Source organism: Paraburkholderia aspalathi, assembly GCF_905220735.1.
GTDB classification, from domain to species: Bacteria; Pseudomonadota; Gammaproteobacteria; order Burkholderiales; family Burkholderiaceae; genus Paraburkholderia; species Paraburkholderia aspalathi.
Genome location: NZ_CAJNBA010000001.1, coordinates 2,046,258 through 2,067,895 on the forward strand (window position 1 = coordinate 2,046,258; position 21,638 = coordinate 2,067,895).

Consider the following 21,638-nt stretch of genomic DNA (forward strand, 5'->3'; position numbering starts at 1 on the left):
AGCCTTGAATTCGATGTAACCTTAGATGTGCAACGAGTCGAGGACTTCTGCTTATCATGAAGCAAGAAATAGGGTCGACCCAGAATCACGCGTTGCGCTGCCAACCGATGAATGTCGCTTTCATCGATGGCGGGCTGAATTCGGTGCAGGGACTTCGCCTGGTTATACCGACAGGCAGCACCGTTGCGCAGACTGCGGGCGGCGACGGTCCCGGAATGGGTCATTCCATCCTGATCAGTGCACCATTTGTCGCAGTTATTCCGGTGGGGGCGCAGTTGGCCAGGGTCGCTGACAACGGTCCCGGTGGATGGGTTATCGCGCTCAAACCGGGCGTACTTGGGCAAGTCTCGCAAGTAGCGTTTGACGCGGTCCCGAAATGGTTCAGGTTTTGGGATCCGTTCCTGCGCGAGGCCGCGGACACATTGGCAGCTTTGCATCATGCGGATCTCATCGACGCTGCCTGCGCCGACGCTTTTGCAGATGTCATGTCGGTGCACATCGCTCTCCGCTACGGGCACTGTGCTGGTGCAGCCGAGCCGGACATGCCTCTTACGCGTCAAATGCTGACTCGCATTGAAGCCTTCGTTCATGAGCACATAGCCGAAACCATTCTGGTCGAGCAACTCGCAGTGCTGGCGCACATGAGTGCATCAAGCTTTGCTCGCGGTTTCAAAACGGCGACAGGTAACCCGCCCCATCTGTACGTGACACTCGAGCGGGTGAAATTTGCCAGGACGATGTTGTGCGAGGAGACCTTTCCTCTGGTTGACGTTGGCGCGCGCGCGGGGTTTCAGACTCAGCAGCATTTCACCGAAGTGTTTCATCGATACACCGGTGTGACGCCGCGCGCATTCCGACTTACCCACCGGAACGCCGGTAGCTGATTCATTTAAACTGCGCGCGCTGATCGACTTCCTGAAAGAGAAGCGCGGCGCTCGCTAGCGTACATGCTTCCTTCTTTCATACTACGAGGTGCTGCCGCAGATACTCGGCGGTGCGGCTTTCCTTCGCGCGCATGACCTGGGCCGGTGTGCCGCTCGCGACGATCTTGCCGCCGGCGTCGCCGGCGCCCGGGCCGACATCGACAACCCAGTCGCTTTGTGCGGCCACCCGCATGTCGTGCTCCACCACGACGACGGTGTTGCCGGCATCCACGAGTCCCTGGAGTTGCACCATCAACCGGTCGACGTCGGCGGGATGCAGGCCGGTGGTCGGTTCGTCGAGGATATACAGCGTGTCGCCGCGTTGCGCGCGTTGCAGTTCCGTGGCGAGCTTGATGCGCTGAGCTTCGCCACCGGACAATTCGGTGGCGGGCTGACCAAGCCGCAGATAACCGAGGCCGATGTCACGCAGCACTTTCAGTGCGCGCATCACGCTGGCTTCGTCAGCGAAGAAATCGCAGGCGGCGTCGACGGTCAAACCGAGCACCTCGGCGATGTTCTTATCGCGCCACGTGACTTCAAGCGTCTGCGTGTTGTAGCGCGTGCCGTGACAGGTCGAGCAGGGCGCATAGACGCTTGGCAGGAACAGTAGTTCGACGCTGACGAAGCCTTCGCCTTCACACGTCGGGCAACGGCCTTGCGCTACGTTGAACGAGAAGCGGCCCGCGCCGTAGCGACGCTTGCGAGCCAGTGGCGTGTCGGCGAACAGCTTGCGCACGTGGTCGAAGAGGCCGGTGTAGGTGGCGAGATTGGAACGCGGCGTGCGGCCGATCGGTTTCTGATCGACGCGCACGAGGCGGCGCAGCGCGTCCATGCCTTCGGCAATGCGGCCGCCGGTCGGCGCGCTCGCGCCCGCGAGCAACGGGTCCTGCTCGTCGTCGTCCGGGTTTTCAAAGACACGTCCAAGGTGGCTGGCGACCAGTTCCGGCAACGCCTGGCTCACGAGGCTCGATTTGCCCGAGCCCGACACGCCCGTGACGGCAGTCAGGCAGCCGAGCGGAAACGCGGCGTCCAGTCCATGCAGATTGTTGCGCGTGATGCCGGCGAGCCGCAGCCAGCCGGCCGGTTCGCGCGTCGCGCGTGCGATGGGCGCGGGCGGCGCAAACAGATACCGGCGCGTATGCGACGCTTCGACATTCGCGAGGCCGGCGGGCGGCCCACTATAGACCACATGGCCGCCGGCTTCGCCAGCCGCGGGACCGACATCGACGAGCCAGTCGGCACGCTGCATCATCTGCAGATCGTGTTCGACGACAAACAGCGAATTGCCCGCGGCCTTCAGGCTCTGCAGCGCGCTGAAGAGCGCTTCGCCATCCGCGGGATGCAGGCCGGCTGATGGCTCGTCGAGTACATACACGACGCCGAACAACTGCGACGACAACTGCGTGGCGAGTCGCAAGCGCTGCAGTTCGCCGGATGACAGCGTCGGCGTACTTCGCTCCAGCGCGAGATAGCCCAGACCTAGATCGACCAGAGTCGTCAGGCGTTCGAGCAACTCGGCTGCAATGCGTTGCGCGGCGACGCGTTTTTCCTCGGACAGGTTGGGTGTGCGCCGCACGTCGGGCGAGGCTTTATGCGCGGAACCGCCTGCGGCGATCCGCTTATCGACGGCATCGCGCATGGCGCTCCTGCTGAGCACGCTGCCTTTGCCGGCGTCTTTCCCCGAATGCGCGGCATCCGGCTCGGGCCATTCGCCGCGCGCGATCGGTTCGAGCAGCTCGGCAAGTCTGGCTAACGGCAACTGAGCGAACGCGCCGATATCGAGCCCGGCGAATTTCACCGACAGCGCTTCCTTCTTGAGCCGCTTGCCATGACAGGTCGGACAGACGCTGCCAATCATGAATTGCGACACGCGCTTTTTCATCAGCGCGCTTTGCGTGTTCGCGAACGTGTGCAGCACATAGCGGCGTGCACCGGTGAATGTCCCTTGATAGCTTGGTTCGTCCTTCCGCTTGAGCGCGGCACGCGTTTCTTTCGGCGTGAGTCCGGCGTAGACGGGCGCGGTCGGCTGTTCGTCGGTGAAGAGAATCCAGTCACGGTCTTTCTTCGGTAAATCGCGCCACGGTTTATCGACGTCGTAGCCAAGGGTCACCAGAATGTCGCGCAGGTTTTGTCCGTGCCACGCGGGCGGCCATGCAGCGATTGCGCGCTCGCGAATAGTCAGCGAGTCGTCGGGCACCATCGATTTTTCCGTGACCTCGTACACGCGGCCAAGTCCATGGCAAGTCGGACAGGCGCCTTGCACCGTGTTCGGCGAGAAATCCTCGGCGAACAGCATGGGCTGCTTCGGCGGGTAGTCGCCCGTGCGCGAATAGAGCATGCGCACGAGACTCGACAGCGTGGTCACGCTGCCAACCGACGAGCGCGCGCTCGGCGTGCCGCGCTGCTGTTGCAACGCGACCGCGGGCGGCAGGCCTTCGATGGCGTCCACTTCGGGCACGCCGACCTGCTCGATCAGGCGCCGGGCATACGGCGCGACCGATTCGAAATAGCGCCGCTGCGCTTCGGCGTACAACGTGCCGAATGCAAGCGACGATTTTCCCGATCCGGACACGCCGGTGAAGACGACCAGCGCATCACGCGGAATCTGCACATCGATGTTTTTCAGATTGTGCTCGCGAGCGCCGCGCACCCGCACGAAGCCGGTGAACGCGGGTTCCTCGGACGGCGGCGTCGAGCGGGCTTTGTTGTGGATGGCGTCCATATCGATGAGTGGCGAATAAGCATGGCCCTGCGGGCCAACGCTAGCGAAGCTGCACGGAGCATGCCCGACGGTTATTTGGCGATGATGCCAGTGAAGGCAGGGCGCACCCACCCCCGTCAATCCAGAAATGACAGCCTATCACTGAAGCGCCGATCCGAGCGCAGAGTGCGGTGGCTAACTCGACCAGCGCTCGAACAAACGATTTATCGATCTTAAGTGTGTCGATGGGCAGTCGGACAAGATAGCTGGGACTGGAGTATCCAGAGCCGAAGTCATCCAGCGATGTGAATATGCCGGCTTGCACCGACGCACCTTTCCGGCGCCACGGTTCGCGCGGCATTGCCTACTGCCCCACGGTTTCCAATTGCTCCGGCACGCCCGCATTCAAGCAGATGTGTTTCAGTTCGGTGAGGTCCGCCAGTGCATCGTACCCGTGCAAACGGCCGAGGCCACTCTGCCGATACCCGCCTGTTTCCGCCTCGGCGAATAACCGGTTGTGGTCGTTGATCCACACCGTGCCGTTGCGCAGTGCCCGGGCGATCCGATAGGCACGCGCGACGTCGTGAGTCCACACGCTCGCGGAGAGACCGAACACCGTATCGTTGGCCTTGCTGAGCGCCTCGGCCTCGTCCTCGAAGGTCTCCAGCGTGACGAACGGCCCGAAGATCTCCTCCTGACAGAAAAACGCTTTCGGATCGCCATGCTCGACCAACGTTGGCGCCAGGAACGCGTTGCCGCGGCTCGCACCGCGTAGCAGCACACGGTCCGCGCTGTCGCACGCCCGCTCGATCGTCGCATTGACCGCATCGCGTGTGCGATGGTCGATCAGTGCGCCGATATCGGTCGCCGCGTCGCTTCCCGGACCGACCTTCAGCGCGGCGAGCGCGGCGGCCAATTGCTCGCGCATCTGCTGCGCTTTCGAGGCATGCACGAGCACGCGGCGCGCGGCCGTGCATTGCTGACCGGAGATGATCGTCGCCGCGCGCGCGAGACGCGGCGCGATCGCGGCGACATCGGCATCATTGAACACCACGCAGCATGATTTGCCGCCCAGTTCGAGCGAGAGCTTTTTCATGCTGTCGGCGGCCGCGGCCATGATCCGCTTGCCGGTGGCCGTCGACCCCGTGAAGCTCACTACGTCGACATCATGCGATTCGACGAGCCGCTCGGCAGCCGCATGCCCGGTCTCGTTCACTACATTGACCGCCCCCTTCGGCAGCGCGGTGTCGTCGAGGCAACGCATCATCGCCGCGTTCAGCAGGCTCGTCTGCGCCGCCGGCTTGACGAGGCTCGTGCAGCCGGCCGCCAGGGCCGGCGCGAGCGAGCGCACCAGCAGCACCGCGGGCGCGTTCCACGGCACGATGATCGCGGCGACGCCGGCAGCTTCGCGCAGCAGCGTGGAGATCGTGCCCGGTTCCGGCTCCAGCACGTGGCCGGGCAAATGGCGCGCAAGCCCGGCGTAATAGCGAACCTCCGAGATCGCCGCGGCGATTTCGCCGCGCGCCTGCGCGATCGCTTTGCCGTTCTCGCGCGCCATCAGCGTCGCCAGTTCGTCCCGCTTTGCATCCAGCGCCGTGGCCCAGTCAAGCAGCACGTTCTGCCGCAGCCGCGCGTCCTGTGCCCACGTGGTGCGATCGAACACAGCGCGCGCGGCGGCAATCGCCGCATCCGCCTCTGCCGCGCCTCCGTCGGCATACAGTCCGATCGGCTCGCCGGTGGCCGGGTCGATCGCCGGCCGCGTCGGCGTGCCGGTCCACATGCCGGCGATCCAGTGTTGTGCATTCATCAAATTTTCCTGGTCGGGGTAGGGGTGTCCTTCGTCGCATCCAACGGCGCGGTGTTCAGCACCTGGCGCAGTTCGTCGGCGATGATCGAGATCAGCGCGTCCGCCGCAGCGCTCAGCGGCCGGCGCGGATGCGTGATGCAGACGATGTGTCGCACGATGCGTGGCGCCAGAATCGGATACGCGCGCAACGTGCCCGCTCGGACTGCGCGCTCGACCACGATACGCGGCAGGATGGTCGCGAAGCGAGTATTGCCGACCAATTGCACGATGCTGCTGAGCACATCGATTTCGAAGCGCGGCGTCAGGAGCACGTCCTCGTGCTGCGCGGCGGTATCGAGCACGCCGCGCAGGCCGTGCCGCTTGGTCGGCAGCACCAGTTCGAGTTCGGGCAGCTTGGCCAGCTCGATCGCGTGCGGCAGGTCGGGGCCGTGTGCCGCACTGGTGGCGAGCACCATTTCTTCGTCGAGGATCGCGTGCGCATCGAGCGAGAGCTTGCCGCGCGGTTTGTTGATGAGCGCCGCATCGAGCTGGCCGCCGGCGACCCAGTCGATGAAGGTCGCGCTGTAGCCGTCGGAGACGGTGACTTCGACGTGCGGATATTTCTCGTGATAGCGCGACAGTGAATCGGCCAGCACGCTTTCGCTAATCGACGCAATCAACCCGATCGACACGCGCCCGGTGATGATCTCGTCGCGCTGGATGAGCTGCTGCCGCGCGTGCGCAAGGTCGCGCATGATCGGCAGGAAGAGCCGGTACATGAGCCGCCCGGCGGCGGTCGGCGTCATCCCGTGCGAGCCGCGCTCGAACAGTTGCTGATGCAGCTCTTCCTCGAGCTTCGCGATCTGCATGCTGAGCGCCGGTTGCACGATATTCAGACGCTTGGCAGCGCGGGTAACCGACCCGTCTTCGAACAGCGCGATGAAATATTGAATCTGCTTCAGGTCCATGGGTGTGTTTGCTCAGGCTTCCACGTTTTCAATATTTTTGATGTTGACGGTCGCTGTTATCAACTCCCGTGGAGTGGCGGTACTGCTACTTCGCATGGGGCAGGTTTGTCGATCTGTCACTAAAAGCCCGTCGTAGTAAGCGTATTGGCGGTCGTTGCTATTAGTACTCAGGAGGCTGCCCGACGTCATCAGGGGTAACACTGATATCAGAGTAAGTGATGCAATAAATCAAAAAACACTATTAGAACTTATACGTCATTCTCGCTACGCTCCATCCAAATCCACTGTGCGCTTGTTACACAAAACAACGGGCGCACATTGACACGACACATGGAGACCCAGATGAGCTCTCGCGGTACCGCTTTCCTCGAAACGACGGTTTCTCCGAGTGAGGGAGAGCGTCCCACCCGCTCGCTGCGAAGCTGGCTCGAGCACCTGTCGGCGAGCGGGCGGCTGGCCACCATCGAAAACCCCGTCGCGCTCGAGCACGAACTCGCTGCGATTGCGAAAAAGCTCGACGGCTCGCGCGCCGCAGTGTTCGTGCAGCCTGGCGGCCACGCGATTCCGGTGGTCAGCGGTTTCATGTCGAGGCGCGCATGGATCGCCGAAGCGATGGGCGTGAGTGAGGACCAGCTGCTGCATCGCTTTCGCGAAGCCGCCGAGCATCCGCTCGCGTGGCAGGAGGTCCCGGCGAATACCGCGCTGTGCCAGCAGGTCATCCATACGAAAGGGATCGATCTACACAAGCTGCTGCCCATTCCGACACATAGCGAACACGATAGTGGCCCGTACATCACCGCCGGTCTCGTGATCGCGCGCAATCCGCGCACCGGCATCCAGAATGTATCGATCAACCGGATCCAGGTGCATGGACCGGACCGCATGGCGATCCTCCTGCTGCCGCGCCATCTGTACGCCTTTCAGCGAACCGCGGAAGCCGCCGGAGAGCCACTCGAGCTCGCCGTGGTGATTGGCGTGGATCCACTGACGATGCTCGCCTCGCAGGCGATCACGCCTATCGATCACGACGAATTGGAGATCGCAGGCGCACTGCACGGGGCGCCGCTGCCGGTCGTGAAGTGCGTGAGCAACGGCGTGAAGGTACCGGCCTTCGCGGAGATCGTGATCGAAGGGCGCATCCTGCCGAACGTGCGCGAGCAGGAAGGCCCGTTCGGCGAGTTTCCAAAGTATTACAGCTCGCGAGAGGCGCGTGAGGTGATCGAGGTCACGGCGCTCACGCATCGCGTAAAGCCGATTTATCACACGATTGTGCCGGCCGAAATGGAACATCTGCTGCTTGGCGCGATTCCACGTGAGGCGACGCTGCTTGCGCATCTGCAGCGCAGCCATCCGAACGTGAAAGACGTGCACCTGTCAGTTGGCGGCGTGTGTCGTTATCACCTGTGGATCCAGTTCGATAAGAAGCGCGAAGGCGAAGCGAAAAATGTGATCCTGTGTGCGTTCGGCGCCCACTACGACATCAAACAGGTGGTGGTGGTGGATACCGACGTGGATGTGCACGACCCCGCTGAAATCGAATGGGCCATCGCCACGCGCTTCCAGGCCGATCGTGATCTGATCGTGATCGAAGGTGCGCAGGGCTCGCCGCTCGATCCGTCGACCACCGTGGGCCAGCCGGATGACGCCCCGGCGCATCTGCAGGGCATCAGCGCGAAGATGGGGCTCGACGCCACGCGGCCGGTGGTTTATGCGGCGCACGTGTTCACGCGCGTGCGCATTCCCGGGCAGGACTCGGTGGACCTGGACGCGCTCGTCGCCGGCGACAACGCCGCGTTCGATACCTATCTCGGTGACGTTCATGCCTGACAACAAGCGTGAGCGGATTGTCGTGGGCATTTCGGGCGCGAGCGGCGCGGTGATCGGCGTGCGCCTGCTTGCCGCGCTACGCCGCCTCGGCACGCATGAGACGCATCTGATCGTGTCGGCCTCGGGCGCAGTGACGGCGGCTCAGGAACTGGGCATGGCGCGTGGCGATCTGGAGAGCCTCGCCGACGTGGTCTACAACGTGCGCGATATCGGCGCGGCAGTCGCGAGCGGTTCGTTCATCACCGCGGGCATGGTTATCGCGCCGTGCTCGATGAAAACGCTTGCGGGCGTGGCCAATGGCTTCGCCGACAACCTGCTCACGCGGGCCGCCGATGTCATGCTCAAGGAGCGTCGCCGACTGGTGCTGGTCGCACGGGAAACACCGCTCAATCTCGCGCACTTGCGCAACATGACGCTCGCCACCGAGATGGGCGCGATCGTGATGCCGCCGGTGCCCGCGTTCTACGCTCATCCGAAGACCATCGAGGACGTGGTCGATCACACGGTCGGCCGGATTCTGGATCTGTTCGGCATCGAGCACCGCGAAATCGCCCAGCGCTGGAGCGGACTCGCCGATGAGTTCGCGGGCCGCCGTGAGGGAGCCGACGAATGAACCAGCGCGACATGATCAATTCAGGCAATGCTGCGACGGTGGAGGTTGAACCAACCCACGACGAAGGCGTAAAGCGTCCACAGACCTATCTTGGCCGCCCGATGGAGCGTCTCGAAGACCCGGCGATCCTGACTGGCCGTGGCCGCTATGGCGACGATCTCGGGACCAAACCCGGCACCCTGCATGCGGCGATTCTGCGCTCACCGCATGCACATGCAGAACTCGTTGCTATCAATACCGACGCCGCGTCGAAACTGCCCGGTGTGCGCGCGATCCTGACGCGCGAGGACCTGCGTGCCTGGTCGCGGCCCTTCGTGGTCGGGGTGAAATCGCCGATGGAGCAGTGGGCGCTCGCCATGGACCGCGTGCGCTATGTCGGCGAACCTGTCGCGGTGGTGCTGGCGGAATCGCGGGCCATCGCCGAAGACGGGCTCGATCTTCTCAAGGTCGAATATTCCACGCTCGATCCGGTCACGACGATCGAACAGGCGGCGAGCGAGGAATCAACGGTTTTGCATGAAAAGGTCGGTACCAATGTGATCAGCGACCGCCGTTTCCGCTATGGCGATCCCGAAGCTGCGTTCGAGAAAGCGCCACATCGCGTGAAACTGGTCGCGCATTATCCGCGCAATACCTGTGCGCCGATCGAATGCGGCGTGGTGATCGCCGAATATCTGGCGGGCGACGAAGGCTATGACGTTACGTCGAATTTTATGGGCCCGTTCTCGCTGCACGCGGTGATGGCGATGGCGCTGAACGTGCCGGCCAATCGTCTGCGTCACAAGGCGCCGCGCGATTCGGGCGGTAGTTTCGGCGTGAAGCAGGCGGTGTTTCCCTATGTCGTGCTGATGTGCCTCGCCTCTCGCAAGGCTGGCGCGCCGGTGAAGTGGGTCGAGGACCGGCTCGAACATCTGAGCGCGGCGACCTCCGCAACGGCACGCCTGTCGACGCTCGAGGCGGCTGTCGAAAGCGACGGCCGTATTACGGCGCTCTCATACGATCAACTTGAAGATTGCGGGGGCTATCTGCGCGCACCGGAACCGGCGACGTTCTACCGGATGCATGGCTGCCTGACCGGCGCGTATGCCATCGACAATCTGCTGGTGCGCAATCGCGTCGTGCTGACCAACAAGACGCCCACGGGTCTCGTGCGCGGCTTCGGCGGCCCGCAGGTTTACTTCGCGCTCGAACGGCTGATACAACACATCGCGCTTGAGTTAAAGCTGGATGTGCTCGACGTGTATCGCCGCAATTTCGTCGCCGCCGATGCCTTCCCGTATCGCGCCGCAGCGGGCGCCTTGCTCGACTCGGGCAACTATCAGGAGGCGCTGCGCCGCGCGCTGGCCGAAGGCGGCTATGACGAACTGCGTGCGCGCCGCGAGGCGGCGCGCAAGGAAGGGCGGCTGTACGGCATCGGCTTCGCGGCGATCGTCGAGCCGTCGGTGTCGAACATGGGCTATATCACGACGGTGATGCCCGCCGACGCGCGCAGAAAGGCCGGGCCGAAGAGCGGCGCGATCGCGAGCGCCACGGTCAGCGTCGATCTGCTAGGCGGCGTGGTGGTGACGATCGCGTCGACGCCCGCGGGCCAAGGGCATATGACGGTGTGCGCGCAGGTGGTCGCGGATGTACTCGGCGTCTCGCCTCAAGACATCGTCGTCAATGTCGAGTTCGATACGCATAAGGACGCGTGGTCGGTGGCGGCGGGCAATTACTCGAGCCGCTTTGCCGGCGCGGTGGCGGGCACGGTACATCTGGCGGCTGTGCGCGTACGCGACAAGGTCGCGCGCATCGTGTCGAAGCAGTTGGGTTGCGCGCCGGAAGATGTGCGTTTTGAAGGCGGCCGCATTTACGCGGCGGGTGCAGAGGATCGCGCGCAGCCGTTCGGCCGCGTCGCCGCCAATGCGCCGCATTGGGCGCCCGCGCTCTTGCCTGAAGGCGAGGAGCCCGGTCTGCGTGAGACCGTGTTCTGGAATCCGCCGAACATGGCGGCACCGGATGAGAACGATCGCATTAATACGTCGGCGGCTTACGGGTTTGCCTTTGACATGTGCGGAGTGGAAGTGGACCGCGCGACGGGCCGCGTGCGGATCGATCGATATGTCACCGCGCACGATGCCGGCACACTGCTGAACCCCGCGCTCGCCGATGGCCAGATTCGCGGCGCGTTCGCGCAAGGTCTCGGCGCGGCGTTGATGGAGGAATTCCGTTACGGCGCGGATGGCAGCTTCCAGTCGGGCACGCTCGCCGATTATCTGATGCCGACCACCTGCGAAGTACCCGATCCGGTGATCGTGCATCTGGAAACGCCGAGTCCGTTCACGCCGTTGGGCGCGAAAGGACTTGGCGAGGGCAATAACATGAGCACGCCACCGTGCATTGCAAATGCGGTGGCGGACGCGCTCGGCGTCGACGATATCCGTTTGCCGTTGACGCCTTCGAAAGTCATGGCGCTCATCGGTATCGACGACCCCGCGCCGTCGCGTCCCGAATTGCGCGACATGCCACCGGCGAAACCGGCGATGCCCGGCGGCGGCAAGGCGCTGACCGCGCAAGGCAGCGTCGATTTGCCGGCCTCGCCAGAAGCCATTTTCGCCGTGCTGCTCGATCCGGCCGCGCTCGCCAGAGTGATACCGGGTTGCCACGCGCTCGAAGCCGAAGGCACGAACCAGTATCGCGCCGACGTGACGGTCGGCGTGGGCATGATCAAGGCGCGCTTCGAAGCGAAGATCGGGTTGTCGGAAATCGACGCGCCACATCGGCTGCGTTTGGCAGGCGCGGGCATGTCGTCGCTCGGCAGCGCGCGCGGCAGCGGCCTCGTCGAGTTGACGCCGATCGAAAGCGGCACGCGTCTTTCCTATGACTACGAAGCCCAGGTGTCGGGCAAGGTCGCGGCCGTCGGCGGACGGATGCTCGAAGGGGCGGCCAAGGTCGTGTTGCGGCAACTGTTCGAATCGCTTGGACGCCAGGCCGCAGGCAAACCGGTGAAAACAGTAGGCGGGTGGCTATCGCGGTTGCTCGCAAGTTTCAGGAGGCAGGCATGAAACCCGCGCCGTTCGATTATCTGCGCGCGATGACCACGCAGGACGCGCTCGACGCACTCGCGCAAAACGGCGAAGACGCCCGCGTGCTGGCCGGGGGCCAGTCGCTGATGGCGGTGCTGAACATGCGGCTCGCGCAGCCGCGCATGCTGGTCGATATCTCGCGCACGGACGAACTGAACGCGGTGCGCACCGATAACGAAGCAGGTCAGCTGATTGTGGGCGCGGCCGCCACGCAGGGCAGCGTCGAATGGCGCGCGTCACTGCGGGATGAAGTGCCCCTGCTGGCGATGGCATTCCCGCACATTTCGCACTTTCAGATTCGCAATCGCGGCACCGTGTGTGGATCGATTGCACACGCCGATCCGAGCGCGGAATTGCCACTTGTGCTGGCGGCGCTCGGTGGCGACGTGACGCTGCGCTCGAAAAAGAAGAAGCGTGTCCTGAAGGCCGAGGAATTTTTCCAGGGGATGTTGATGACGGCGCGCGAACCGGACGAATTGGTCGAAGCGGTGCGCTTCCCGCTGAAGAAGCCCGGCGAACGCTACGGCTTCACCGAATTCTCTGCGCGTCATGGCGATTTCGCGATGGCCGCGTGCGCGGCGGTGGTGACGAGCGACTCGATCTGCCTCGCGGTGGGCGGCGTCGCGGATCGGCCGGTGGTCGAGAAATGGCCGCGTTTGCACGGCGAAGACCTACGCAGTGCATTGAACGATTTGAGCTGGAAGCTGGGCGCGCAGGACGACGCGCATATTAGCGCGACCTATCGCCGGCATCTGGTGCGGCAACTCGGATGGCGCGTGATCGAGGAGGCAAAGTAAAGTGAGCAACACGTCTGAAGACAACATCATGCGGCAGGGCGACCGGCCGTGCATCACGCTGACGCTCAATGGCAGCGAGCGCAGCGGCTATTGCGAGCCACGCGACCTGCTGTCGGATTTCATCCGTCACGAACTGGGCGCGACCGGCACGCATGTCGGCTGCGAACATGGTGTCTGCGGCGCGTGCACGGTACACATCGACGGCGTGGCAGGGCGTTCTTGCCTGATGCTGGCGGTGCAGGCGCAAGGACGTCGCATCGATACAGTCGAGGGCCTCGCGCCCGATATGGTGCTTGGCGATCTGCAGCAGGCGTTTCAACGCCACCACGCCTTGCAGTGCGGCTTCTGTACGGCCGGCATTCTGATGTCGTGCGCGGACTATCTGAAGCGCGTGCCCGATCCCACCGAAGCGCAAGTGCGCGACATGCTCTCGGGCCATCTGTGCCGCTGTACGGGCTATACGCCGATCGTCGCAGCGGTGCTGGACGTGGCGGCGAGACGTAACGCAGGCAAGCAGGCCGGTGAGACCGTGGAGACCGCTCATGCTTGATCTCGGCCGAACCTATCTGCAAAGCGTGGAGCGCAGCCCGAACGCGCTCGCTCTGGTCGACGGCGCCCTGACGCTGACCTATGCGCAGTGGCATCGCATCATTGTGAACGTCGCCGAAGGCCTGCGTGAACTGGGTCTCGCGCACGGGGACCGGCTGCTCGTCGTACTGCAAAACCGCTGGGAAATGGCAACCTTGCACTGGGCCTGCCAGTTCGCGGGTATTGTGATCGTGCCGTTGAACTGGCGCGCCAAGCCTGACGAACTCGATTACTGCGTGACCGATGCCGGCGTGAAGGTGATTGTCTATGAACCGGTCAGTGCCGAAGCGGTCACGCAGAGCGCGGCTGCGCAAAATCTGCCGCGCATCGGGCTCGACGACGCGCAAGGCCGCACCGCCAGATTCGCAACACTCCTTGCCGAGCGCTCGCATGATGCCAGTATCCAGACCACTCGCGCGAATGCGGACGACTACTCGCTGATTCTTTACACGTCGGGCACCACGGGTAAAGCCAAAGGCGTGCCGCGCCGTCACCGTCATGAGCGGGCTGCCGCGCTCGCCCATGTCGCACAGAACCTGTACCGGTACGGCGAGCGCACGCTCGGGGTGATGCCGTTGTATCACACCATGGGCGTGCGCTCGCTGCTCTCGATGGCCATGGTTGACGGCGTGTTCGTTTGCGCACGCCGCTGGAACGCCCGTTTCGCGCTCGATTCCATCGCGCAGTATCAGATCAGCTGTCTTTATCTGGTGCCGACGCTTTATCACGATCTTCTGGGCGATCCCGCTTTCGACGCTATCGACACGACATCCGTCAAAAAGCTCGGTTTTGCCGGCGCACCAATGAACGACGGTTTGCTCAAGCGGCTATCGGCTGCTTTCAAACCCGAACTGTTCGTCAATCACTACGGCTCGTCGGAGGTCTACACCTTCAGCATCGATCAGGACGCAACGCAGAAACCGGGCAGCGCGGGGCGTGCCGGTATCAATACGCGGCTACGTGTCGTGAAGCTCGATGCGCAAACGCCAGAGGATCTGGCGCAGGCTGGCGAAGAAGGTCAGATCATCGCCGATCTGCTCGGCGACGAAGCTTTCGAAGGCTACTGGAACCGCCCTGACGCCAACGCCAAATCATTGCGCGACGGCTGGTATTTCACCGGCGACACCGGTTTCTTCGACGTCGAAGGCGACCTGTACGTGTCCGGACGCGTCGACGACATGATCATTAGCGGCGGCGAGAACATTTCGCCGGTCGATATCGAATCGGTGCTGTCTCTGCATCCCGCCGTCGACGAAGTGGCGGTGGCAGGCGTGAAAGACGAGCGCTGGGGCCAGCGGGTCGTCGCCTTCGTCAAACGCCGCGAATACGTCGATGCCGAAACGCTCGATGCGTATTGCCGAACGTCCAATCTCGTCAACTTCAAGCGGCCGCGCGAGTACGTCTTCGTGGACGACATTCCGAAATCGCCGGTTGGCAAGATCTTGCGCCGCAAGTTGTCCGCGGGCGAGTACGAACGCGACGAACGTGGTCAGCCTAATGACGGTAACGACGGCAACCACAGCCGCGCCAGCGGCGCATTCATTGCCACACACACGGAAACTACCAAGGAGTAACCCCATGACCGACTTGACTCACCGCGGCCAGAGCCTGCTGCAAGAACTCGACGGCTTTTCGATCGAGATCGACGCCGAACGCGAGCGGGCCGACATTATTCTGCATCGGCCGCCGTTCAACGTGATTTCGATGCATGCACGCGACCAGTTGCGCGCGGCCTTCGAAGCACTTGACGAAGACGAGCGCGTGCGCGTGATCGTCGTGCGCGCCACGGGTGAACACTTCTCGAGCGGCGGCGACATCAAGGGTTTTCTCGAGGCGTCGCCGGAACACGTGTCCAAACTCGCCTGGAATATCGCGGCACCCGCGCGCTGCTCGAAGCCGGTGATCGCCGCCAATCGCGGTTTCTGCTTCGGCGTGGGTTTCGAACTGTCGCTCGCGTGCGATTTCCGCATCGCCACCGACACCACCTTCTACGCGCTGCCGGAACAGAAGCTCGGCCAGATCCCGGGCTCGGGCGGCTCGGCGCGTTTGCAGCAGATGGTCGGCGTCGGTCGAACCAAGGACATCGTCATGCGCTCGCGCCGCATTCCGGGCAAGCAGGCCTACGACTGGGGCATCGCGGTGGAGTGCGTGGCCGATGCGCAACTCGAAGCCACGACCGACGCGTTGGTGGATGAACTGCGGGCCTTCTCGCCGCTTGCGCAACGCACGGCCAAGAAGCTGCTGAACGATAGCGAAGATGCGCCGCTTTCGATCGCGATCGAACTCGAAGGGCACTGCTATAGCCGTCTGCGCACGTCCGACGATTTCCGTGAGGGGGTGGAGGCGTTTCATGGCAAACGCAAGCCGGTGTTTCGCGGCAGTTGAACCGAACGCAGCACAACATAGCGGCAACACCCCGTAGCGAAAAAAACTGCAGGAGACAAAGCATATGGAGCGTTTCGATTACGTGATTGTGGGCGGTGGATCCGCCGGATGCGTGCTTGCGCACCGGTTGTCGGCGGTACCGTCGTTGCGCGTCGCGTTGATCGAGGCGGGCCAGGATACGCCGCCGGGCGCTGTGCCCGCGGCGATTCTCGACAGCTATCCCATGCCGGTTTTCTGCGGCGACACGTACATCTGGCCGGAGCTCAAAGCGAGCGCGACCCGAACGGCCGCGCCGCGTGTCTATGAGCAAGGGCGCGTGATGGGTGGCGGATCGAGTATCAACGTGCAATCGGCCAATCGCGGCCTGCCGCGCGACTACGACGACTGGGCCGCCAATGGCGCAACTGGCTGGGCGTGGCAGGACGTGCTGCCGTATTTCCGCAAGCTCGAGCGCGACGTGAATTTTCCGGAAGGCGAGTTGCACGGCGGCGCTGGGCCGGTGCCTATTCGCCGTGTTCTTCAGGCCGACTGGCCGCCGTTCTGCCATGCGTTTGCCGACGGGATGCGTAAAAACGGTTTCGCCAGCCTGCTGGACCAGAACGGCGAGTTCGGTGACGGCTACTTTCCTGGCGCGTTCTCGAATCTCGACGACAGGCGAATCTCGACCGCCGTCGCTTATCTGGATGCACAGACGCGCAGGCGCCGCAATCTGCACATCTATCCGGAGCTGCGCGTCGAGCGCATTGTGATGGAGGGCATGGTCGCGCGCGGCGTGGTGGCTGTCGCGCGCAACGGTGCCCACGTGCGCTTCGAGGCGAATGAAGTTGTGCTGTGTGCAGGCGCGCTGCAATCGCCGGCGCTGCTGATGCGAGCAGGCGTCGGCGCGAGGGAGGATCTGGGCGCGCTCGGCATCGATTGCATGATTGATCTGCCGGGCGTGGGACGTAATCTTCAGGATCATCCGTCGCTGACTTTCTGCCATTTTCTCGAGCGACGTTATCGCATGCCTTTGTCGCGGCGCCGCGCGAGTATGACAGCCGCGCGTTTCACCTCGGGCGTTGCAGGGTGCGATGCGTCCGATCTGTATCTGTCGAGTGCGACTCGCGCCGCATGGCATGCGCTCGGCAACCGGCTCGGGCTGTTCTTTCTCTGGTGCAATCGCCCGTATTCACGCGGCCGTGTGCAACTCGTTTCACCCGACGCCGCGGTGCCGCCGCGCGTCGATCTGAATCTGCTCGACGATCCACGCGATGTCGCGCGCCTCGCTTTCGGCGTACGAATGCTGGCGAAAATCGTCGAGGCCTCGGGGCTCGGTCACGATCCACGCGACTTTTTCCCCGCGGCGTTTTCACCACGGGTCAAGGCGCTTAGCCGCGTCGGAACCCGTAACGCCGCGCTGACCTCGATGCTTGGGATGCTGCTCGACACACCTGCGCCGATCCGGCGGGCATTAATCGAACGGTTTTTCACGGGAGGCCAGCAAATGTCCGCCCTGCTTGCCGATGAGAACGCACTTGAGTCGTTCATTCGCGCCAATGTGTTCGGCGTATGGCACGCGAGCGGCACCTGCAAGATGGGCGATGTGAACGACGTCATGGCTGTGACGGACAACGCGGGTCGCGTGCGTGGCGCGCAGGGCTTGCGGGTCGTCGATGCGTCACTGATGCCGAGACTGCCTTCGGCGAATACGAATATCCCGACCATCATGATGGCCGAAAAGATCGCCGACACGATGCTCGCGCGAAGGTACACGAGCGCGGCGTCGAACACGACGTCGTCCACGGTGGTCGGTCGATAAAAGTTTATTAACACAACCAAGAGCACGCAATCCAGAACGTGCCTTAAAACGGGGCGATCGAAAGACGGCCCGCTTATAATCAAGGAGATGACGATGTCCGTAGCAGCGCAGAATGGCGCCGCCTTGCCCGCGGTAGACCAGCGGCAAGTGATGGGTGCAGTAATGGCCTCGTGCCTCGGTTGGGCACTGGATTTGTTCGATCTGTTCGTCTTGCTGTTCGTCGCACCGGTAGTGGGACGGCTGTTCTTTCCGTCCGAACACGCCATGCTCTCGCTTGCCGCGGTCTATGCATCGTTTGCCGTGACCCTGCTGATGCGCCCCCTCGGCTCGGCATGGTTCGGCTCCTACGCGGACCGCAACGGTCGCAAGGGCGCGATGATCACTGCGGTGGTCGGCGTGGGCCTCTCGACGGCAACCTTCGGCTTGCTGCCAACGGTTGCGCAAGTCGGCCTCGTCGCGCCGATCCTGTTCCTGATGCTGCGTTTGATACAAGGCGTATTCGTCGGCGGCGTGGTGGCGTCGACCCACACCATCGGCACAGAATCTGTCGCGCCTAAATATCGCGGCGCCGTGTCGGGGCTGATCGGAGGTGGCGGGGCGGGCCTCGGCGCATTGCTCGCATCGCTAACCTATCTGGCGATGTCGGCGATCTTCCCGGGCGCCCTGTTCGACGTGTGGGGTTGGCGCTGCATGTTCTTCACCGGCATTGTGAGTTCGATTCTCGGCTTGTTCGTCTTCAGTAGCCTGGAAGAGTCGCCGCTGTGGAAGAAGCTGGCCGCCGAGAAGGCCGCCAAGGCCGCAATGCAGAACACGGCCGCACCCGTCGAGGTCGTACGCTCGCCGATCCGCACGCTGTTTTCACGCGACTATCGCTCGATTCTGTTCGTCAATCTGCTGCTGACGATCGGCGGCGGTAGCGGCTATTACCTCACGTCCGGCTACCTGCCGACCTTCCTCAAGGTGGTGAGCCACGCACCGAACGGCGCCGCGGCCGCGATTCTGATGATCTGCAGCGTCGCGGTGGTGATCGCGTCGATCGCGGCGGGACATCTGAGCACTTTCATTGGACGCAAAAGCACGTTCGTCTGGATCGGCCTGATTCGCCTGATCGCGCTGCCTGCGCTATTCCTGCTGCTGCCCACAGCGCAAAGCATCACGATGGTCGCCGTCTACGCGGTGATTCTGAGCGCGCTCGGCAGCGCCGGTTACGCGCCGATTCTGATCTTCCTGAACGAACGCTTTCCAACCGCGATTCGCGCCACTGGCACGGGGCTGTCATGGAACATCGGTTTCGCGATCGGCGGGATGATGCCGACCGCCGTCTCGCTGGTGGCAAAAGACGCCAGCCAGTTGCCGATGACGCTTGCAATCTTCGCCGGGGCGATCAGCGTAATTTTCCTGGTGGGGGCGTTCATCGTGCCGGAGACCCGCGGCAAGCTCGATAACGGCACCGCCCGCGAGGCCGCCTAGTGCATTCCAGCGGGCGCAAAAGCGCGCCCGCGTCGCTCACATACAGGAGACATCAATGAAATACGACGAGGACGTTCGCGCGCGCTCATACCAGTTTCGCGACGATTATGTTGCGGCCACGCCACCCTGGTATCGCGGTGAACTGCACCTTGGCTTCACGCTGCTCTTCACGGGTGGAGTGATCGGGTACTGCTTCACGCAGCTTCATGCGCCCACGCTTGCCGAATGGATGGCGGTCATTCCGCTCTTTCTGTTCGGCAACTGGGCAGAGTGGGCCGCGCATCGCTACGTGCTGCATCGCCCGACGAAGCACTTCAGCATGATCTACAAGCGGCACTGCGCGGTCCATCACAGATTCTTCACGCACGTCACGCTCGAATACAAGGGTCAGCGGCACTGGCGCGCGTTGTTGTTTCCGCCGTTTGCGCCGGTCGCGTTTGTGCTGGCGGCAGTGCCGTTCGCGCTCTTCATTGGTTATGTGTTTTCGCGCAATGCGGGATATATCGCGCTGCTCACGATGGCGGCGTACTACCTGATGTACGAGGGGCTGCACACACTGTCGCACGTCACCGACAGCCCGTTGCTCGACCGCGTTCCGTTCGTCAATACCGTGCGGCGCTTGCACGTCACGCACCATGATCCCGAACTGATGGCGACACAAAACTTCAACCTGACGTTTCCCATCTGCGACACGCTGTTCGGTACGCGCAGGGATGCGCCGCGCACTGCACGCGAACCGCTGGCGCGTCGTCCATAAAGAGCTTCTGCGACTTTTTCGCAATAAGGGACCCGACAATCCCCCAAGCCGCCGGTCGATAGAGGACGGCGAGCGTCCGCATGTGATCGGCTGTAGCTGCAGCTGCAGCTACAGCTCCTAGGCTTTGGGTGGATGCCGGACGCCACGAGCTTGGCCGCATCGTTGCGACGTTGGCGGGCGTCGTTTATCGACAGGACAGGGAATCGCCCGAGGGTATGGCTGCAATCCTTGCCATCCAGCCGGTAATCAAATTTCCACACCTTCGAACGCGAGGTTGACACCTGCAGATACATGGAGTCGCGGTCACGAATCTTATAGGGCTTGTCTGGTGGTTCGGCGTTCAGCAGTAGCGGGTAGGTTAGCTTCACGGAGTTCTCCTCGATGGACAACTACCATGATTTTTCCCGGCAATTTACCCGCAAACCTGTCGGAAGCGCGCGGATTCCTCTGGATCATGCCGGATAGATCCCCATAAACCGGAGGCGCAACCGAGGCGAATGCATAAAGCTTCAGCCATTCGCTGTAACCGTGTACGAGAAACCCTCCCGAGCGTTCTACGTACTGCTGCCGGGACGTTTCATAAACCTTCCGAAGTGCAAACCAGGGCACATGAGGCAAGTCGTGATGAACCAGATGGTAGTTGTTGTTCAGGAGCAACTTAGGATCGCACAACGCCTTTCTGGTTGGGACTTGATGGGTCATTGCTGGGTGAAAATATTAATTCTTACCCGCAATTTACCCGCAGGTCGCTACGGATGCCTGTCGCGACGCTTTGAAGCGTCAGACCCGCTCAGATCAAGTATTTTCGAGCGTTCCGAGTCAGTTGTAGGGCCGTTGGGGGGAGGCGTACCCATTGATGGCGAATATGCAACTCGCCGGGGAAGCGCAAAAACGATATTCTTCCGCCATCCTCATATCGACTCGATATCACGCCATGGAATTGCGTCACCTCCGGCATTTCGTCGCGGTTGCGGAGACCCGGCATTTTGGCCGCGCGGCAGCACGGCTTGGCATGGCTCAGCCGCCGCTGAGTCAGTCCATCATGCGTCTGGAGGAATCGCTGGGCATTAAATTGCTCGAGCGCACACCGCGTGGCGTGTCACTCACCGCTGCCGGCGAGGCGCTCATGGCGGAGGCGAAGCCGCTGCTCGCCCAGGCGGATCTGGCGGAGCGCCGTGTGCGTCAGGCGGCGGACGAACTGGCCAGCCTCAGTATTGCGTTCGTGCCGATGTGCGCGATGCACATCATGCCCCTTGCCCTGCATGCCCTCCGCAAACAATGGCCCGGTGTCGACGTGCGCCTGATTGAGCGTGGCAGTGCGCTTACGGTGGCCAGTGTGAAGAACGGCAGCATTGATCTGGGCGTAGTTGTCACGAGTGTTGCCGATGTGCATGAACTGGAGAGCATCGTCATCGAACGTATGAGCATGGTGGCCGCGGTTCCGGCAAATTGGCCGCTCGCTCAGCGAACCCGCATCAGCATGGCAGATCTCACGACGTATCCGCTCATCATGTTTCCGCAGCAGATTTCGCAACCCGTGTTCGCGGCGTTCGAGGCTGCCCGGCGCGATGCCGGCGTGTCTTCGAAGGTCACCCAGCAAGCCCGTCACCCTTATACGATGCTCAATCTCGTCGCGAACGAACTCGGCGTCGGATTGATGCTTGATTCGGCAAGACATCTCCCGGTTGAAGGCGTGGTGTTTATCGATATCGAAGATTTATCACCATCGCTCGATACGGAAGTCTCCCTGATCTGGACCGATCGTCCGCATAAACCGTATCACCGCGCGATGCTCGATATCATTCGCGATCTGTCGCTCACCGTGCAAAAGTGAGCGGGTCCGTCAGGTCGGTGTGAACTCTCGCTGAGATTCTGCTCTGACAACAGAGCTTGGCATCGTGTACTGCGCACGCCCCCGGGACTTCCTCTGTCTTGACAACACCCCCAGCACTGTTTACTT

General features: G+C 62.8%; 15 protein-coding genes and 3 pseudogenes. 12 read left to right on the forward strand and 6 right to left on the reverse strand.

Annotation, left to right across the window (positions count from 1 at the left end; all coding sequences use genetic code 11):
* The first annotated feature begins 56 nt into the window (after window positions 1-56).
* Window positions 57-884, forward strand: a complete 828-nt coding sequence (locus KHO30_RS09080; protein ID WP_093636097.1) for an AraC family transcriptional regulator — start codon at window positions 57-59, stop codon at window positions 882-884.
* Between the two features lie 76 nt (window positions 885-960).
* On the opposite strand, the gene KHO30_RS09085 is transcribed toward KHO30_RS09080, so the two are convergent.
* The 4 genes and pseudogenes from KHO30_RS09085 to KHO30_RS09100 all read right to left on the reverse strand — a co-directional run bounded on the left by KHO30_RS09085 (window position 961) and on the right by KHO30_RS09100 (window position 6,378).
* Window positions 961-3,645 (reverse strand): excinuclease ABC subunit UvrA, encoded by a 2,685-nt coding sequence (locus KHO30_RS09085; protein ID WP_211700614.1) that lies wholly within the window; start codon window positions 3,643-3,645, stop codon window positions 961-963.
* Between the two features lie 166 nt (window positions 3,646-3,811).
* Window positions 3,812-3,946: pseudogene (locus KHO30_RS39645) on the reverse strand (EAL domain-containing protein); the annotation flags it as partial.
* A 42-nt stretch (window positions 3,947-3,988) separates the two neighbouring features.
* A complete protein-coding gene (locus tag KHO30_RS09095; RefSeq protein ID WP_211700615.1) occupies window positions 3,989-5,431 on the reverse strand; it encodes an aldehyde dehydrogenase family protein in 1,443 nt (480 codons plus the stop codon).
* Window positions 5,431-6,378, reverse strand: a complete 948-nt coding sequence (locus tag KHO30_RS09100) for a LysR family transcriptional regulator (RefSeq protein ID WP_211700616.1) — start codon at window positions 6,376-6,378, stop codon at window positions 5,431-5,433. Before KHO30_RS09100 ends, KHO30_RS09095 begins: the two co-directional genes overlap by 1 nt.
* A 342-nt stretch (window positions 6,379-6,720) precedes the next feature.
* Between KHO30_RS09100 and KHO30_RS09105 the strand changes: the two genes are divergently transcribed.
* The 10 genes from KHO30_RS09105 (at window position 6,721) to KHO30_RS09150 (ending at window position 19,678) form a co-directional block, all read left to right on the forward strand.
* The gene (locus KHO30_RS09105; protein ID WP_093636089.1) at window positions 6,721-8,205 is read left to right on the forward strand and encodes a UbiD family decarboxylase; all 1,485 of its coding nucleotides are present in this window, start codon (window positions 6,721-6,723) and stop codon (window positions 8,203-8,205) included.
* Window positions 8,198-8,818 carry a UbiX family flavin prenyltransferase gene (locus KHO30_RS09110; protein WP_093636087.1) on the forward strand — a complete coding sequence of 207 codons (621 nt, stop codon included), beginning with the start codon at window positions 8,198-8,200 and terminating at the stop codon, window positions 8,816-8,818. The genes KHO30_RS09105 and KHO30_RS09110 overlap by 8 nt, the downstream gene beginning before the upstream one ends.
* On the forward strand, window positions 8,815-11,862 hold the full coding sequence (locus tag KHO30_RS09115; protein ID WP_211700617.1) for a xanthine dehydrogenase family protein molybdopterin-binding subunit: 3,048 nt from the start codon (window positions 8,815-8,817) through the stop codon (window positions 11,860-11,862). The genes KHO30_RS09110 and KHO30_RS09115 overlap by 4 nt, the downstream gene beginning before the upstream one ends.
* Window positions 11,859-12,680, forward strand: coding sequence for an FAD binding domain-containing protein (locus KHO30_RS09120; protein ID WP_211700618.1), 822 nt, complete (start codon window positions 11,859-11,861; stop codon window positions 12,678-12,680). The genes KHO30_RS09115 and KHO30_RS09120 overlap by 4 nt, the downstream gene beginning before the upstream one ends.
* A gap of 28 nt (window positions 12,681-12,708) precedes the next feature.
* The gene (locus KHO30_RS09125; RefSeq protein WP_093636181.1) at window positions 12,709-13,230 is read left to right on the forward strand and encodes a (2Fe-2S)-binding protein; all 522 of its coding nucleotides are present in this window, start codon (window positions 12,709-12,711) and stop codon (window positions 13,228-13,230) included.
* Window positions 13,223-14,842 carry an AMP-binding protein gene (locus KHO30_RS09130; protein ID WP_211700619.1) on the forward strand — a complete coding sequence of 540 codons (1,620 nt, stop codon included), beginning with the start codon at window positions 13,223-13,225 and terminating at the stop codon, window positions 14,840-14,842. The genes KHO30_RS09125 and KHO30_RS09130 overlap by 8 nt, the downstream gene beginning before the upstream one ends.
* 4 nt (window positions 14,843-14,846) lie before the next feature.
* A complete protein-coding gene (locus KHO30_RS09135) occupies window positions 14,847-15,653 on the forward strand; it encodes an enoyl-CoA hydratase/isomerase family protein (RefSeq protein ID WP_093636080.1) in 807 nt (268 codons plus the stop codon).
* Between the two features lie 64 nt (window positions 15,654-15,717).
* Window positions 15,718-17,451 carry a GMC family oxidoreductase gene (locus KHO30_RS09140; protein WP_211700620.1) on the forward strand — a complete coding sequence of 578 codons (1,734 nt, stop codon included), beginning with the start codon at window positions 15,718-15,720 and terminating at the stop codon, window positions 17,449-17,451.
* A 93-nt stretch (window positions 17,452-17,544) separates the two neighbouring features.
* Window positions 17,545-18,921 carry an MFS transporter gene (locus KHO30_RS09145; RefSeq protein ID WP_211700621.1) on the forward strand — a complete coding sequence of 459 codons (1,377 nt, stop codon included), beginning with the start codon at window positions 17,545-17,547 and terminating at the stop codon, window positions 18,919-18,921.
* A gap of 55 nt (window positions 18,922-18,976) precedes the next feature.
* On the forward strand, window positions 18,977-19,678 hold the full coding sequence (locus KHO30_RS09150; RefSeq protein WP_200621501.1) for a sterol desaturase family protein: 702 nt from the start codon (window positions 18,977-18,979) through the stop codon (window positions 19,676-19,678).
* Between the two features lie 182 nt (window positions 19,679-19,860).
* Here KHO30_RS09150 and KHO30_RS39720 read toward each other — a convergent pair.
* A pseudogene (locus KHO30_RS39720) lies at window positions 19,861-19,971 on the reverse strand (Arm DNA-binding domain-containing protein); the annotation flags it as partial.
* A 19-nt stretch (window positions 19,972-19,990) separates the two neighbouring features.
* Window positions 19,991-20,335 (reverse strand): annotated as a pseudogene (locus tag KHO30_RS09155) (fatty acid desaturase); the annotation flags it as partial.
* A 277-nt stretch (window positions 20,336-20,612) separates the two neighbouring features.
* On the opposite strand from KHO30_RS09155, the gene KHO30_RS09160 reads away from it, so the two are divergent.
* Window positions 20,613-21,512 carry a LysR family transcriptional regulator gene (locus KHO30_RS09160; protein WP_211700622.1) on the forward strand — a complete coding sequence of 300 codons (900 nt, stop codon included), beginning with the start codon at window positions 20,613-20,615 and terminating at the stop codon, window positions 21,510-21,512.
* Window positions 21,513-21,638: the final 126 nt, after the last annotated feature.